This is a genomic window from Pseudomonadota bacterium (assembly GCA_039193195.1).
GTDB lineage: Bacteria > Pseudomonadota > Gammaproteobacteria > Steroidobacterales > JBCBZW01 > JBCBZW01.
The window spans coordinates 76257-91889 of record JBCCWS010000022.1; the positions used below are offsets into that span (position 1 = coordinate 76257).

Genomic DNA, 15633 nt, shown 5'->3' on the forward strand with positions numbered 1-15633 from the left:
TTTCAGCAGCGCAATATCTTATACTTCACCTGGTACCGGACACGAGTGCTTATCGCGCGCCATAGCTCATGGCCAAAGATTTGCCGGGACCTTAAGGCGACTTCTGTTGTCAGACCACGTGCCACCAGGCAAGTGCGATTTTCGGTAAAGGCTCATGCGATTGTTGCGACTGTCAAGCGTCTTGCTCGCCGCTCTTCTCTTAGGCGGCTGTAAGCTCACCGTACTGGACCCATCTGGCGACATCGCGAGTCAGCAGGGTGACTTAATCGTCTACTCCACCATTTTGATGCTCATCGTCGTCGTGCCCGTGTTGGCGCTGACGGCGTTCTTCGCTTTTCACTATCGCGACTCCAACAAGCGAGCGAGCTATGCACCCGATTGGGATCACTCCATAAGCCTGGAGATCGTGGTCTGGTCCGTGCCGCTCGCCATCATAAGTTGCCTGGCGGGGCTCACCTGGGTTGCCACGCACCGCTTGGATCCGTACGAGCCTCTCACGCGAATATCTGAGTCCCAATCGATCGATGAGAGCGTGGCACCCCTGCGCGTACAGGTGGTCGCCCTAGATTGGAAATGGCTGTTCATCTATCCCGAATACGGGGTCGCCTCCGTCAACGAGGCGGCGGCCATCGTAGACCGGCCGATCCAATTTGAGCTCACGTCCACGACGGTAATGAACTCGTTCGCCATACCCGCCTTGGCGGGGCAGATCTACGCAATGGCGGGAATGGAGACGGAACTGAACGCGGTCATCAACGAGCCCGGCACCTACGACGGTTTCTCCGCCAACTACAGCGGCGCCGGCTTCTCCCAGATGCGCTTTAAGTTTCACGGACTGGATGACAACGCGTTCGACGACTGGGTCACAGTATTGCGAGATGCCGACGAGGCGCTCGGTCGCGAAGCCTTCGTGGCCCTCGAAGACCAGAGTGTCGATCATCCCGTCACTTACTACTCCGAGGTGGAAGAGGGCCTCTGGCGACGCATCGTCAACCTTTGCGTTGGTGATGATGCCCTCTGCCTGGACGACATGATGGTGGTGGACGCTCTAGGCGGCGGCGGACTTGCGGGGCTGTACAACCGAGACATGTTCCGCGGCATGTGCAGCGCCACAGACACGCGCGCGCTCTATTACATGCTCAAGTCGACCATGCCGCAGGAGTCTGAGGACATCATCGCCGCCCTGGACTTGGCGCCCGAGGACTGGATCGCAGCGCCACTCGCCTCGCCCGTACCGCCAGCCGCTTCCCTGGCTCCGCACTCAGAGGGTCGCTGATCAATGGCTTCCTCCGCACTCGCACCACACGGTACGGCCGGAGCGCCGGTCGCCGATCCGATCTTCGGCAAGCTCACCTGGCACATCTTTCCCTTCGGGGAGCCCGTCGTCTTCGTCACCTTCATCGGGGCGATGGTCGCAGGCGCGGTCATCGTAGGCCTGATCACCTACTACCGCCTGTGGGGTTACCTGTGGAAGGAGTGGTTCACATCCGTGGACCACAAGAAGATCGGCATCATGTACATGGTGCTCGCCCTGGTGATGCTGGTCCGCGGCTTCGCCGACGCCCTGCTCATGCGCTCGCACCAGGCGATGGCGGCCATGGGCCACGCGGGTTACCTCGATGCACACCACTACGATCAGATCTTCACCGCCCACGGCGTGATCATGATCTTCTTCGTCGCCATGCCCTTCGTCACGGGCTTCATGAATTACGTGATGCCGCTGCAGATCGGCGCCCGCGACGTCGCCTTCCCGTTCCTCAACAACTTCAGCTTCTGGCTCACCGTGTCCGGCGCCGTGCTGATGATGCTGTCGCTCTTCGTCGGCGAGTTCGCCACCACCGGTTGGCTGGCCTACCCGCCCTTGTCGGGGCTTGATTTCAGTCCGGGGGTGGGCGTCGACTACTACCTGTGGTCCCTCAACATCGCGGGAATAGGGACCACCCTATCCGGGATCAACCTGATCACCACGCTGGTGAAGATGCGCGCGCCGGGCATGACCTGGATGAAGATGCCCGTCTTCTGCTGGACCACCCTGTGCACCAACGTGCTCATCGTGGCCACCTTCCCCGTGCTCACGGCCACCCTCGCGCTGCTCACGGCGGATCGCTACCTCGGCACCCATTTCTTCACCAACGAGCTTGGCGGCAATCCGATGATGTACGTCAACCTCATCTGGATCTGGGGCCACCCGGAGGTGTACATCCTCACGATTCCGATCTTCGGCATCTACTCGGAGATCGTGCCCACCTTCACGCGCAAGCGCCTGTTCGGTTACACCTCCATGGTGTACGCCACCTGCGTGATCATGATCCTGTCCTACATCGTGTGGCTGCACCACTTCTTCACCATGGGCGCCGGCGCCGACGTGAACTCCTTCTTCGGCATCACCACGATGATCATCTCGATCCCCACGGGGGCGAAGCTCTTCAACTGGCTCTTCACCATGTACAAGGGCCGGATCAAGTTCGAAGTGCCGATGATGTGGACCGTGGCCTTCATGCTCACCTTCGTGATCGGCGGCATGACCGGCGTGCTGCTGGCGGTGCCACCCGCGGATTACGTGCTGCACAACAGCCTGTTCCTGGTCGCCCACTTCCACAACGTCATCATTGGCGGCGTGGTGTTCGGCGTCTTCGCGGGCATCACCTACTGGTTCCCCAAGGCCTTCGGCTTCAAGCTCGATCCCTTCTGGGGCAAGGTGAGTTTCTGGGGCTGGGTGGTCGGCTTCTACCTGGCCTTCATGCCGCTGTATCTGCTCGGCCTTATGGGCGTCACCCGTCGCCTAAGCCAGTTCGAGGACACGATCTACGCGGGCTACTTCCTGACCGCCGCGATCGGCGCCCTGTGCGTGGCCATCGGTATCGCCGCCTTCATCGTTCAACTCGTCGTGTCGATCCGCAAGCGCGTCGAGCTGCGCGACCACACGGGCGATCCCTGGGGTGGGCGCACGCTCGAGTGGGCCACAGCCTCACCACCGCCCTTCTACAACTTCGCCTTCTCGCCGCGGGTCTACGAGCTAGATGCCTGGCATCACATGAAGGCGAACGGCTACGAGCGCCGCACGGAAGGCTACACGCCGATCCACATGCCTCACAACACGGCCTCCGGTGTGATCATCTCGGCCCTCCTGACCGTGATGGGCTTCGCCCTCGTCTGGCACATCTGGTGGCTCACGATCGCGAGCTTCCTCGCATCGATCGCCTACGGTATCGGCCACACCTTCAACTACCGCCGCGAGTACTACGTCCAGCCAGATGAGGTAGCCGCCATCGAAGCGGCGCGGACCCAGCTGCTCGCCTCGGCGCCGTTACCGGGGGAGCAAGCGCCCTTCTCGACGGCGACGACCAACGATCCTGCATCAGGCCGACGGCCCAGCGGGCTGACGGAGGCGGTAGAGCTATGACTTCCCCTTCGGACACGGCTGGCACCGCCAACCCGCTCGCGCCTCCCAAGGGCGCCTACGAGTTCGACGTCGTCGAGGCCGAACATCACGACGCTGCGCACGAACACGCGGACGGCGGCACCATGCTCGGCTTCTGGCTGTACCTAATGAGCGACAGCCTGCTCTTCGGCATCCTCTTCGCGGTGTACGCCGTGCTGGGGCGCAGCTACGCGGCCGGCCCGGCGCCAGCGGATCTGTTCGAGATCGAGATGATCGCCGTGGCCACCTTCGTGCTGCTGCTCTCATCGATCACCTACGGCTTCTCCGTCATCGCCATGCGCGCGAAAGAGTCGAGTCAGGCGATGATGTGGCTGGTGGTCACGGGCGTGCTCGGCGCCACCTTCCTGTGGCTGGAAGTACGTGAGTTCTCCCACCTGATCCACATTGGCGCCGGCCCCCAGGCGAGCGCCTTCCTGTCATCGTTCTTCTTCCTGGTCGGTACCCACGGTCTACATGTGCTGGCCGGCTGCATCTGGCTCGTGGTGCTCCTCGCGCAGGTACGCCAGCACGGCTTCACCCCTGCCAACGAGCGACGCGTGATGTGCCTGAGTGCCTTTTGGCACTTCCTCGACCTGATCTGGATCGGTGTCTTCTCCTTCGTCTACCTCACGGGGGTGATGCTGTGAGCGAAGCTACGCACGACGCCCAGACGGGCTACAAGTCCTACCTGACTGGGTTTGCCTGGTCTGTGTTGCTCACCGCAGTGCCCTTCGGTCTGGTGCTGTCGGAGGCCATCGACAGCAAGGCGCTGGTGATCAGCGTCATCTTCCTCTTTGGCGCCGCCCAGATGCTGGTGCACATTCACTACTTCCTGCACGTCTCCCTGAAGGCCGAGCAGGGCTGGCAGTTCATGTCCCTGCTCTTCACCATCGTCATGCTGGTGATCATCCTCGCCGGTTCCGCCGAGGTGATGTTCCACCTGCGCGAGAACATGATGCCCGGCCACGAGCAGGTCGAGCGCGTGCGCGAACTGCCGTGACGTCGCCGTCCGCCGGGGGCCATCGCCCCCGGTGGGTCCAGGTAATCGTAATCTGCTGCTGCGCCGTCGTGTTCCTCACGCTCGTGGCGCTCGGCAACTGGCAAGTGCAACGCCTGAGCTGGAAGCACGACCTCGTCGCTGCAGTCGACGCCCGCGCCTTCGGCGAGGCCGTCCCCGCTCCCATCGCAACTGACCTCGACCTCGAGGCCTCGGCCTACCTGCGCGTGTTTCTCGAGGGTCGCTTCCAACACGCCCACTCACGGCGGGTCAAGGCCCTCACCGCGCTGGGCGCAGGTTTCTGGCTCATGACCCCGCTGGAAACGGCGCAGGGCCACGTATGGGTGAATCGGGGCTTCGTGCCCACCGGTATCGAGCCGGGGGAGGTCACAACGCCCACACAGGCCGTTCGCCTAGAAGGCCTATTGCGACCCACGGAGCCCGACGGCACCTTGCTCGAGAAGAACGACCCCGTGAGCGGTCGGTGGTACTCCCGTGACGTCGACGCCTTGAGCCGCGATGCCGGTATTCGCTCGACCGTCTCCTACTTCATCGACGCGGACCACACTGATGGCCCGGACGGCTTCCCACGCGGCGGGCTCACGGTGATTAAGTTCCGCAACTCCCACCTCGCCTATGCGCTCACCTGGTACGCGATGGCTGCGCTTTTGCTGGGCGCGGTGATCTACCTGAGATTCGCTCGCCGCCCTTCGGCGTAGACACGAGCAGGGTCATTGGGCTGCCCTGCATCCCACCGCCCGCCTGATCTTCGGCGAATCCGATGCCGCTGAAGCCTTGGGCGGGTAAGCGCAAGAATTCTGACACTCGTGACGAAAACGTGAGGAATTGCGCCGAACGCGTCTCCAGATCACTCCTCCAATACCCTGACACGAAACGGAAGGAGTTGAAGATGAAGTACGCCATAGTGGCGAGTGCTGCCCTGCTCGCAGGCCTTGCGAATCCGATCGCTGCGCAGGCGATGGCCACCGAGATCGATGCGCAAGCGACAACTACTATGAGCTTCGACGACGCCTACACGGGTGACGTCGGTGCGGTCGGCTCGCAGGTCCGCTGGGGCGGCGTCGTATCGCGGGTTCGCTGGCAGGGTGATGCCGCCTTGCTGCTGGTCGAAGAGCGTGTGTTGAAGCGCAACGGTAAACCCACCACGCGTGCCACCGGCAAAGCGTTCGTGGTCGAGCTGAGCGACGTCGAACGGCCCGGGCGCATCGCCGTTGGTCGACGTTTCACGGCCAACGGGGAAGTCACGCGCGCCGAAACGGTCAAGGTGGAAGGCGAGGTGGTGACGCTGCCCGTGGTCTCCAGCGCTGAGTGGCGCTCTTGGCGCAGCGAGCCTACCGCGGTGGCGACCGGTCAGCGCCGTTTCGCCTACGCGAATGGCTTTAACGCATACCCCTACTACGGTGGACTCGGCTTCCGTCGCTTCGGCCGAGCGGGGTTCCGCGGCGGCTTCTACCCCTACGGTTTCCGAGGGCGTTTGTTCTACTAGGGCGACGCCGACGGTCACCTCACCTCACCTCACCTGCCAGCTGCCGGCACCATGCCGGCAGCGCCGCGGCACGGCATGACGCGCCCACTTCCTGCCCAAGGCACCTCCCAAGAAGCACAGCAGCAGGTCACTCCCACAACCCGACTAGTGGCCTGTCCCAGCAGTTTCGGGAGTGATGAGCGAGTCATTCGTCGGCGAGATGAAGGCGCGCTGACGAGTAATGGCCTGAGCCATTGCGAGGAAGTGCAACGCGCAGATCGTCGACGAAGGGCTCGCTCAGCACTTTCGAAACTGGTGGGACAGGCCACTAGCTACAGCGTCGAGCGATCCACGTGCCCCAGCGACTTACCCGGCGCGATCGCATCGCGCACCAAACGCTTCAGTTCGGTGATCTCGGGAAAGCGCCCCCGCGCCGCCCGCGACCAAAGCACCTGCCCCGCAGCACTCACTTCAAAGATGCCGCCATCGCCCGGCACCAGCGTGAGTTCGCCGATCTCCCCCTCGAAGGTGGTCAGCAGCTCCTGGGCCATCCAGGACGCGCGCAGGAGCCAGCGGCAGCGCGTGCAGTAGCGAATGCGCACCACGGTGGGCCTTACGGCTCTCGGCGGCCTCACTCACCCGTTGGCGCCGAAGATGGCCTTCTTCTCGAGGAATTCCTCGAGTCCTGCCTCGCCCCATTCGCGGCCGTTGCCCGATTGCTTGAAGCCGCCGAAGCAGCTGGTCGGGTCGAGGGGTGCACCGTTCACGTGCACGTTGCCGCTGCGCAGGCGAGCGGCTACGCCCAGGGCCCGTGCGCGGTCGGCGGAGGAGACGTAGGCGGACAGGCCGTAGGGCGTGTCGTTGGCAATACGGATGGCATCCTCCTCCGTGTCGTAAGGCAGGATGCACAAGACCGGCCCGAAGATCTCTTCGCGGGCGACAATCATGTCGTTGTGCACGTCGCTGAACACCGTCGGCTGCACGTAGTAGCCCGTGTCCAGCCCCGCGGGTTTGCCCGGCCCGCCGCTTACCAGCGTCGCGCCCTCGTCGATGCCCTTCTGGATGAGCCCCTGAACCCGCGCCCACTGGGTCTCGCTCACCACCGGGCCGATGGTCGTGTCGTCCGCTTGTGGGTCGCCGGCCTTCACACGCTCGGCAGCGGCCCTGGCGATGGCGACGGCGTCGTCATAGCGCGAGCGCGGCACGAGCATGCGTGAGGGTGCATTACACGACTGACCGGAGTTGTTCATCATATGCGCGACCCCACCACGCACCACGCGCTCGAGGTCCGCATCGTCGAGCACGATGTTGGCGGACTTGCCGCCGAGTTCCTGCGTCACCCGCTTCACCGTGTCGGCGGCGCGGCGCGCCACGTCAGTGCCGGCCCGGGTGGAGCCGGTAAAGGACACCATGTCGATTCCCGGATGACTCGCCATAGCGGTGCCAACGGTGGGGCCGTCGCCATTGACGAGGTTGAACACCCCTGCGGGCACCTCGGCCTCGTGCAGGATCTCGGCGTAGAGCAACGCGCTCAAGGGGGCGATCTCCGAGGGCTTCAGCACCATCGTGCAGCCCGCGGCAAGGGCTGGCCCCACCTTGCAACTGATCTGGTTCACCGGCCAATTCCACGGGGTGATCAGTCCGCACACCCCCACCGGTTATTTCACCAACTGGGTGCGGCCGCGATCCTCGGCGAAGGCAAAATCCGCCAGCACCTGGCGCGCCACCTTGAGATGTCCCAGCCCCGCGGGTGCCTGGCTCTTGCGCGCAAGGCTCAAGGGAGCGCCCATCTCGGCCGATATCCTCTGCGCCATCTCCTCGAGTCGCGATTGGTAGACCTCGATCACCCGATCGAGCAGCGCCAGGCGCGCCTCGCGGGTGCTGAACGCGTAGGTCTCGAAGGCAACACGCGCGGCACTCACGGCGCGATCGACATCGCTCGGGGTGCCGAGGGCGATGCGGCCGATCGGCTGCTCCGTGGCAGGGTTGATCACATCGAGCGTCGCCGTGCCCTGTGGGGCGGTCCAGGCGCCGTCGATGTAGAACGTCGTGTTGTCGATCATCTGTGTCTCGATGGGGCGCAGTGGCCCGTGTGATGAGGTAGGTATCCGACCCTGTGTTGCGGCGAGCATGATGCGCTCGTGTCAGCCTACGGTCGATTGGCGGGCGGCTCGCTGGCGCCGCCGGCGTCAGGATACAACGGGGTGCGATGGTCAGGCGTATGCAAGGGTGGCTGCCATCGGCTTTGGGTGGCAGGAGTCACGTAGCGAAACGCTGGCAGAGCCCGCACACTGCGCGATGTCATCCGTGCCGAGGAGTTTCTTAGTGTCCCGATACTGCCGCTTCGCCCCCGCCCTCGTCATTGCCCTCGCGTGTGACCGCTGCGAACGATCAACCACGACTCGATCGCCCGCACCACCAATCCCACGCTTCGCGCTCGCGTGCGAACAGAAATCGCAGCGGGAAGGGCACGCTCAGCAGACCCAGTGGAATCGGAAGGTGGCGTCCTTGCCTTTGGCGTGACCACCTCCCTTCTCGACCCGAGCGACCCGCTCATGGCATTCGACGCCGATCTGGGACCTGATGGCTGCTACGGTGCGCTGCCTGCGGACACACGAGCATACCTGGATAGCCAAGAAACGGAGAAAGACCAATTGCTTGCCCAGGCCCGAGCTCGGGTAGTGGAGCTGCTCAACCCACTGCAGCGTGGACGTGTCGAGGGCAACAAGCTCGAGCTGCTGGAGGTGTCGATACCGTTTGAGCAGGTGGCCGATGATCTCGAATCCTCGTGGGACGACGTCATCAAGACGGCCAAGGACCTGGGCACACAGGACGAGCTGTCCGATGCGGTCAAAGCGATGACGAGCGAGAGCTTTTCCCTCTCGCCGGCGAACAGCAGCGCACCGCCGGACTACCAAGACGCCAAGAGGCGCTTTGCGGTACTCGCCATCGCGTTGAACAGCGAGCTAAGCGATCGAGACGGCGCGCTCTACGAGAAGATCCCTGTGGGTCCCCGCATCGCGAACAAGGTGATTGCTTGTCGACAGGAAACGCAGGCACGCCTGCGCGTGGCGGCGAATCTCGATGTTGGGGCAGCGGCCTTGTGGCGGGGTGAGCCTGGCGACTTCGATCGATTCGATGGCGGCGGCACAGCCCTCTGGACCTCAGCCCATCGGGGCGTGTGGCCAAAGTGCGTGCGATCTCCAACTGCAAAACTATACGATCATCGGCACTTCCGCCCGCTTCGGCTTCGACGAGATCGTCTCGACGGGCGCCACCGGGGTGGATGATCCGAGCCAAGCCGCAGCGAACAACTGGTCCGTCTGGGCGGGGTTTGAACATCACCGACCGAAGCTCAGGCTCGCAGGCCGATACGGGTATGGAGAGACGAACTTCAGCGCCACCGCCAACGACCGATTCTCCAGTTCTGGCGAGCGGTGGCTACTGTCCACCGACTACAAGCTCTTCGACAGCGTCTGGATTGGCATGTCCTACGGCGAAGCCACCGGCAGCATTGACGCCCTTGATGGTGAGCGGTTCATGCTGACGGTGCGGCTGAGTGAGCCGAAGCGCATGAACATCTTCGCGCAGGAATAACCCCCGCCTGGAGGAAAAAGCGCCTGCCCGACTATTCGGGCCAGTAGCCGGACGAGGGCTCACTACCGGACCCTCGCCGGGCCTTCACTGCGCCCTCTTTACGAAACGAAACGACAGGCTATCTTTCACGTCAATTTTTGACGGATTTTGCTACCCGAAGCACCACGCTAAACCATGCGTACTTCACCGGCACTCACCTCCAACGACAGACCAACTCCTTTCTCGCCATAGAACGCGCGATAGCCAAACCGCTCAATCCATTGCTCGTCGCTCCACCAGCGGTTGTAGACACTGGGCTCATTGAACAACAGCACTGGGCTTCTTTCACTCCCCGTTGGAGGTCGGGCGTATCTGAGGACTCTGGCAATGGCCGCCGCGTCTGGATGGTAGTGCTTGATGCCATTAGTAGAGATCAGCCAATGATTGCAGCGAATGGCCTCTACCAGCGCCCGCGACACGTTCTTTTGACTGCCGTGATGCGGCAGCTTGCACGCCGTGATGTTCGGCGGTTCGTCAGCAAACAGAAATCCTAGCGCATCGACTAGACCCTCGGGGTGAGCATCACCGGTGAGCAACAGGCTTTCGCCTGCGTAATCCACGAGCAGCGCTATACTGCTGCCGTTAGCTGCCCGGTCATCGCTTCTGAAAGTACGGTTGGCGAGTCTCTTCAGGTCGGAGCGGGAACTCAGCCGCGGCTTGCGCGGCTTCCGTCTGCCCATGGGCTCGAGGTCCGTTGGCACCAGGTCTTCGTGAACCTCATCGCGCGCTAGGGCGCCTTTGCGCAGCGCCTCGGCGACGGCCGTGCGCCAGTCTCCTTGCAGAGCTTCCAGCTGCGTACTGGTCGGCCCCAGCACGGTGATTTCCAGACCATGATCCAGCTGGATCCTCGGACCAACGCCATTGTTGGGTCGCACGACCGCCTGGCCCCCAAACGCCAGATTCCAAGGCTGGCGACGCAGCCAAATGCTGAACTGTTCCCCTTGTCCGCCGCCGTAGGCCTCCAGGTCGCTGCCGAACATGTGAGTTCGGGCGTCCGCAACAAGCGCTGCCTCCGCGTCCGTAGGAGGCGGCTGAAACGGCTCGATGCGGCCCCCAAGCAAATGGGTCCAGCCGTTGAACCAGATGTCGGCGAACTCGAAGCCTTCGATCGGCTCTGCGTCGACGAGGGCGCTCAGCACGCCGTAAATGTGGTCCGTATCAACATGGGTGATCACCAGCAGTTCAAAGCGTCGCTGTGCGACGGGCAGCCGCACCAAGCGGTCTCGCCAGGCGCGCCCAGTCGCATGCACGCCCATGTCGACAATCAGCTGTCGGCGATCGGATGCGGGTCCCCACTGCAGGTGTAAGGCATCCCCCTCGCCTGCCGCCAGCATCGTGAGCTGCAAACTCACAGCTCGCGTACCGTGAGCGTGGTGCTAGCCCACTCGACGCGCCTGGCGAGTGACGCCACCTTCTCCAACGCTGAGGAGATCTCGACGTCATGGCGCTCGGATCTCCATGCCCGCAGCGCATCGAACAGGATCGAGAGACTCTCCGTAAACATCGGACGCTGGTCACTGGCCCGAATGAGCAGCTCCGCGCGTTCCTCATCGCTGCGACCTAGCACCGCCGCCCGCAGGATTTTACCGTCCGGCATCCAGTCGAAGCTATGCTGCAGATTAGCAAGCCACTCGCTGCGACGCGCCAGATGGCCCGCCCGATACATGATGATCGCCCCAAGCGCTGCGCCGACGGGGTCGCTGTACTTCTCCAGCAGCATCGTCTCGGCAGTCTGCTCTGCTGCCAGCGTCGCGTGGCCAAACTCCCCTTTGTCCAGCATCCGCTGAATCGCCGCGGAAACGATCCGCCCCGGGTGGAAGCCAGCGCTGCAGTAGATACTGTTGCCGTACTCCGTGAAGGTCATCACGCATGCCCCCTGGTCATCGTAGCCATGAGGGTTGATCGGTAGCGACACACTGATCGGCTGGTCGTCTATCCGCAGGTACGCCGTGGGCACGCTCTCGAGGCGACGAGTGGTACGCAGGAATATCCAGCGCTCGTTGCTGCACTCATCGAGTTCCGCTCCGTCCACGCGTTCTAGGATCACGCGCTGCTCGCCGGATTCGAACGGTCGCACACCGCGTCGGCCAGATTTTCCCGACCCACGAGTTTTTGGACGCCCTGGAGGCATTCGCGCTGTCGAGCTGGCTGGCATCAGCCCCGCAAGCTGTACCGTCAAGAAAACCTCCAAGCGCTCTCCCGCGATCACTTGCACGGACTCGGAGTGCCTGCTGCCGTCATCCAGCACGGCGCTAACCTCATACCAACCCGGCGCAAGATCTGCTTCCTCGCCGTGCCTCACTCGCGTAACGAGCGCGAGGCGGCTGTTTCGGATCTCGATGGGCAGGTGATCACGCAGCTCATAGGAAGGCATGTCCAGCCGTGTGCGCAGCTTGCCGGTCATCATGACAACGTCACCTCGCGCTCGCATGCGGGCGGGTCTAACGCAACGGAACGGGTGGTGTCGGCGTAGTCTGGTGCAGCTTTCACCTGCACGATGTAAAGGCCCGCGGGCAGATCACGCGCCACCGGCCAGTCATCCGCATTGCTCACCACCTGCTTGTCGTCTTGATGGATGTCGGCGGTGGCGGTGGAATGGGCCTGCGTGGGATTGAGGGAGATCGTCAGCCGCGCCGGCGGCGGCTCTGAGAAGGTCCGGATCACCTCGTTGGTGGTTCCTACGTGACCGGCGACGTATACGTGTTGCCGCAGGTTGCCCGAGGCCTTGCCGACATAGTCGTTCAGTGTTTTCGCGAGACTGCCCGTGGTGACGCACCAGTCGCCTCCCTGCACTTGCGGCCGGGTTGCCGCGTCTCGGTCGAGGCCCTTGATCAGCGCCTCGTTGAACAAGCTCACGCCTCCTGGCCGGGCCCAGGCCTGCTCCCGTGGCAGCGTCGCAAAGAAGACTGGCGCGGCCGTGCACTCGCCCTCGAGCACGTCGTACCCCACGAACGCCTGGCGGAGCTGCGCGGCCGAGTAGTCAGCTGCCTCGGTGCGCTCACGACAGCAATCGACGAACCAGTACTGCAGCGCGGCCGACTTGCTACTCCTAAGTGTTTTGTTCATTTCGACCAGATCCAGTGCTGCCCACAGCGCAGGCTTGCGAGGCACGCCAAAGTCCTCGAGCAGCAGAATGGCCCCTTCCTTGGCGATCTGCACACCGTGGCCGGCAGCATAGACATAGACGGTGGCATCACGCCTAGCGGCGCAGGCATGGTAGAACTCGTCCCAATCGGTCTCTACCACGTCCCGAGTGGCCGTTGGCGTACTACCGAGGGCAGCGCTAACCGCAGGATTCAGCGTCTCGCCGTCGGCTGGCGATACGTTCAAAAAGAGACCAGCAAGGCGCTCCTCGGGCACGTTAGCCAGTACCCAGGCGGCGAACTCACTTGCTGATCGGGCGGCGCTGGAGAGTTGCGCCAATCGCGAGTCTTGACCGATGTTGCTAGGGGCATCGCCGTCGTCGAGGTGGCGGTAGCGACTGACCCCCACGACGAACGCATACACGGGTTCCACGGCGTGAGGATTACTGACGATCGCGACCATAGCCCCTCCTTGAAAGGGAGATGTTAATCGATCAACTCACCCCGTAGCGATTTAGAGCCACGCTCGCTAGCGGCACGGGCCTCTAGCGCCAGGGCTCCGCCGCTCCCGCTTGCTGGCGTAGGCTCTGCGCCGCTTGCGCGACGTTCTTACCTTGATCCACACCCACTGCCCAGGTGAATAGCGCAAGGTAATCCTGTACGGAGCCGAAGGACGGGTTAGCCCAATAGTACAGCGAAAGGCCGCTGGCAAGGGCAACCACCACTGCCACTAGCGTGATGACGGTCTCCTGCGTCTCTAGAAGACGCGCCCGCAACCCCGCACTCTTTGACGCTGCAACCTTTACCTTTGTCGAGATCGGCTCAGACTGCTGATCGCCGTACCGGAACACCACTTCGATCTCCAGCGTTCCGCGCTTTGGCGAAAACTGGACCACCGTGTTGCCTTCGGCGCGTTCCGTCCATTTCAGCTTTTCATCGCGCCCGCCCGCCCCGGCGCCCCGAGCGCTGTGCAGCGTGAAGCGCCACTCCGCACTTACCTTGTTGCAGAAGAAGAAATCCTCTTGCAGCGTTGGGTCGGCCGGTATCAGCTCGAAACGCGTCGGCCGCAAGTGCTCCACCTCCTGCCCCCGGGGGGCGCCCCCGCTTGCCTCGATGCGAACTTCGCGCGCCTCAAAGGCGGCGCTTAGTTTCTCGAACTGGCGCGCGTTCGACACGTCGAACACCTTATCCACGTCGATTTCAGAAGCCGAGGCGCGGGCGATGAGCTGCAGCAGATCGCCCCTCACTGCGTCATCGTTCCTCTGGCGCCAAAGGACCCGGAGGCTGGAGCTCACCTCGTCGACACGCACCAGAGCCTCTCCATTGGCATCCGCGGGCAGCTCTTTACTAACATACTCATCAAACAGCTGCTGTAGATGCTCCTGCTGCGTCTCCGTGGCCTGCAAGGCGCTGGCCACGAAGCTGTTCAACGCTCGGCGTCGGCTCTCATCGACCAGTCGCAGGTAGCGCGGTCTGGCGGGATCAACCAAGTATTGTGCCAGCTGATCGAAACGCGCCCCGATCGTGGCAGCTGCCTCGCTATCAAGGTTATCAGGTCCTGTCTCGCGCAACACTAAGTCCAAGTCTTGACGCAGGCGATACTTTTCGATGTAGACAACGGCTGCTCTTTCGATCTGATGCTGGAGTTCGCGATAGCGCTTCAGTAACCCCAGCAGCCGGGCGGCCGAATCCAGCAAGCTTGCTAGGTACTGCGGCGCAGGCAACAAGGCAAACTTGTCTACCACCAGCTCCGTGCGCTTGCGATGAGCTTTCAACCAAATAACGGCGGTGAGGTGGCGCAGCTCGTGCAGCCAGTCCCGCTGCAGTTTGTGCACGCGATCACGCAGCGCGTTGCGGTTGCGCCAGTTGACGAAGCCTTGCGTGATCAGCAGCGACGTCATGATACCCACGAGCAGAATGGAGACTGCCGCCAGGAGCGGGTGGCGAACAGTGACTTTCAGATCGATCGTCGGGGCCGAGTCGGGTGCCGCGTTGGTGGCGTCGAGCTGCAGTCGAACCCGGTGCTCACCGCGCGGCAAATCGCTCAACTGAATGCCAAGGGCGCGCTTCCCATCAACGGGAATCTGCCGCAACTCGGCCAACTCTGCTTCGGGTTCGGGCCAGGCAGTCATTCCCGGTACTTCCTTGCCGTCCAGGGAGAAAGCAACATGACGCTGCAGATCGATCGTGCCGGTGCCAAGCGCATCGTCAGCCCGCCGCACGATAATGCCCTCCGCCGCCGTGTCTCCGGTCTTCTCGAACAGGGCGACGCTGTGTTCCGATGCCTCCCCCAGCGTCAGGTCCAAGGTGATCGTCGGTCCGTCCACCTCGAGATCGGCCCTGGGCGACGGTTGGCGCAGGGAAAGTGTCCAGGTCACCGGGTCGAGCGCTGCTGAGGAGACGGTCAGTCCGCGTGTATAGGTCACACCGGGCTGCAGGTCCCGCACTTCCAGTTCGATCACCTGCCTATGCACGCCGTTGCCGAAGCGCACCTGGATGGTGGTTTGGGGCGCAGCCGCGGTCGCGTCCGGCGAGAGGAAATGTACGGCAGCCACTCTGTCGTTCGTGGAGAGGGTGTTGTCCAGGTCTAGATCGAACACTCGCTCTCCCGCCCCCCGGTGATGCAGCTCGAGGTGGAACCTACCGGAGCTGGGTACGCCGATTGCGATGGTCCCGTCCTTGGCCCCGATGAGCGGGGCGCCTGAGCGCCAGCGAGCATCGGCGCCAGGAAGGGGGTCAGCAGCACGCTGACGAGCACCAGCTCCCTAGCCTGGATTATTCATGAGCCAAAAGAGAAGAAGGCCCTCGATGTGTTGGAAAGGTGTTACGACACAGCACTTTCGGACACAAAGAAGGCCTTCCAATGGACGACGTTACCACAGCGCAGGGTGCACTGTTCAACACAGGCTTTGGCAAGCCCCTCACGGCGCGATTTGACCACCCGAACAGCAGCTCGGACGGCGGTGCGATTCTGCTGAAGGCTTGCGACCGCAAGCTTGGGTTGATCGAA

Annotated in this window: 13 protein-coding genes and 1 pseudogene; 8 read left to right on the top strand and 6 right to left on the bottom strand. The window is 63.1% G+C overall.

The window, feature by feature from the left end:
- The first annotated feature begins 160 nt into the window (after positions 1–160).
- From cyoA to AAGA68_16845, 6 genes are all read left to right on the top strand, one after another.
- A complete protein-coding gene (cyoA, locus tag AAGA68_16820; GenBank protein ID MEM9386725.1) occupies positions 161–1276 on the top strand; it encodes a ubiquinol oxidase subunit II in 1116 nt (371 codons plus the stop codon).
- Positions 1277–1279: 3 nt separating this feature from the next.
- The gene (cyoB, locus tag AAGA68_16825; GenBank protein MEM9386726.1) at positions 1280–3403 is read left to right on the top strand and encodes a cytochrome o ubiquinol oxidase subunit I; all 2124 of its coding nucleotides are present in this window, start codon (positions 1280–1282) and stop codon (positions 3401–3403) included.
- Entirely contained in the window at positions 3400–4068 is a 669-nt protein-coding gene (gene cyoC / locus AAGA68_16830) for a cytochrome o ubiquinol oxidase subunit III (protein ID MEM9386727.1), read from the top strand. The genes cyoB and cyoC overlap by 4 nt, the downstream gene beginning before the upstream one ends.
- The gene (gene cyoD / locus AAGA68_16835; GenBank protein ID MEM9386728.1) at positions 4065–4421 is read left to right on the top strand and encodes a cytochrome o ubiquinol oxidase subunit IV; all 357 of its coding nucleotides are present in this window, start codon (positions 4065–4067) and stop codon (positions 4419–4421) included. The genes cyoC and cyoD overlap by 4 nt, the downstream gene beginning before the upstream one ends.
- Positions 4418–5137 (top strand): SURF1 family protein, encoded by a 720-nt coding sequence (locus tag AAGA68_16840; protein MEM9386729.1) that lies wholly within the window; start codon positions 4418–4420, stop codon positions 5135–5137. Before cyoD ends, AAGA68_16840 begins: the two co-directional genes overlap by 4 nt.
- 191 nt (positions 5138–5328) lie before the next feature.
- Positions 5329–5925: a Slp family lipoprotein gene (locus AAGA68_16845; GenBank protein ID MEM9386730.1), complete on the top strand. Its 597-nt coding sequence runs from the start codon at positions 5329–5331 to the stop codon at positions 5923–5925.
- Positions 5926–6236: 311 nt separating this feature from the next.
- Here AAGA68_16845 and AAGA68_16850 read toward each other — a convergent pair whose 3' ends face one another.
- On the bottom strand, positions 6237–6539 hold the full coding sequence (locus tag AAGA68_16850) for an Rdx family protein (protein ID MEM9386731.1): 303 nt from the start codon (positions 6537–6539) through the stop codon (positions 6237–6239).
- A pseudogene (locus AAGA68_16855) lies at positions 6540–7967 on the bottom strand (aldehyde dehydrogenase family protein).
- 423 nt (positions 7968–8390) lie between these two features.
- Here AAGA68_16855 and AAGA68_16860 point away from each other — a divergent pair.
- Positions 8391–9194: a hypothetical protein gene (locus AAGA68_16860; protein ID MEM9386732.1), complete on the top strand. Its 804-nt coding sequence runs from the start codon at positions 8391–8393 to the stop codon at positions 9192–9194.
- The gene (locus AAGA68_16865; GenBank protein MEM9386733.1) at positions 9187–9501 is read left to right on the top strand and encodes a hypothetical protein; all 315 of its coding nucleotides are present in this window, start codon (positions 9187–9189) and stop codon (positions 9499–9501) included. The genes AAGA68_16860 and AAGA68_16865 overlap by 8 nt, the downstream gene beginning before the upstream one ends.
- A gap of 167 nt (positions 9502–9668) precedes the next feature.
- Here AAGA68_16865 and AAGA68_16870 read toward each other — a convergent pair whose 3' ends face one another.
- The 4 genes from AAGA68_16870 to AAGA68_16885 form a co-directional block, all read right to left on the bottom strand.
- The gene (locus AAGA68_16870; GenBank protein MEM9386734.1) at positions 9669–10892 is read right to left on the bottom strand and encodes a hypothetical protein; all 1224 of its coding nucleotides are present in this window, start codon (positions 10890–10892) and stop codon (positions 9669–9671) included.
- A complete protein-coding gene (locus tag AAGA68_16875; protein ID MEM9386735.1) occupies positions 10889–11947 on the bottom strand; it encodes a hypothetical protein in 1059 nt (352 codons plus the stop codon). The genes AAGA68_16870 and AAGA68_16875 overlap by 4 nt, the downstream gene beginning before the upstream one ends.
- Positions 11944–13086, bottom strand: a complete 1143-nt coding sequence (locus tag AAGA68_16880; GenBank protein ID MEM9386736.1) for a caspase family protein — start codon at positions 13084–13086, stop codon at positions 11944–11946. Before AAGA68_16880 ends, AAGA68_16875 begins: the two co-directional genes overlap by 4 nt.
- Before the next feature lie 82 nt (positions 13087–13168).
- Entirely contained in the window at positions 13169–15223 is a 2055-nt protein-coding gene (locus AAGA68_16885) for a hypothetical protein (GenBank protein MEM9386737.1), read from the bottom strand.
- Between the last annotated feature and the right edge of the window lie 410 nt (positions 15224–15633).

What these genes read in the sequence shown, in the direction of transcription:
- cyoC (MEM9386727.1), top strand. Translation starts at nt 3,400, where the DNA reads ATGACTTCCCCTTCGGACACGGCTGGCACCGCCAACCCGCTCGCGCCT.
- AAGA68_16875 (MEM9386735.1), bottom strand. Translation starts at nt 11,947, where the DNA reads ATGATGACCGGCAAGCTGCGCACACGGCTGGACATGCCTTCCTATGAG.
- AAGA68_16880 (MEM9386736.1), bottom strand. Translation starts at nt 13,086, where the DNA reads ATGGTCGCGATCGTCAGTAATCCTCACGCCGTGGAACCCGTGTATGCG.
- AAGA68_16845 (MEM9386730.1), top strand. Translation starts at nt 5,329, where the DNA reads ATGAAGTACGCCATAGTGGCGAGTGCTGCCCTGCTCGCAGGCCTTGCG.
- cyoB (MEM9386726.1), top strand. Translation starts at nt 1,280, where the DNA reads ATGGCTTCCTCCGCACTCGCACCACACGGTACGGCCGGAGCGCCGGTC.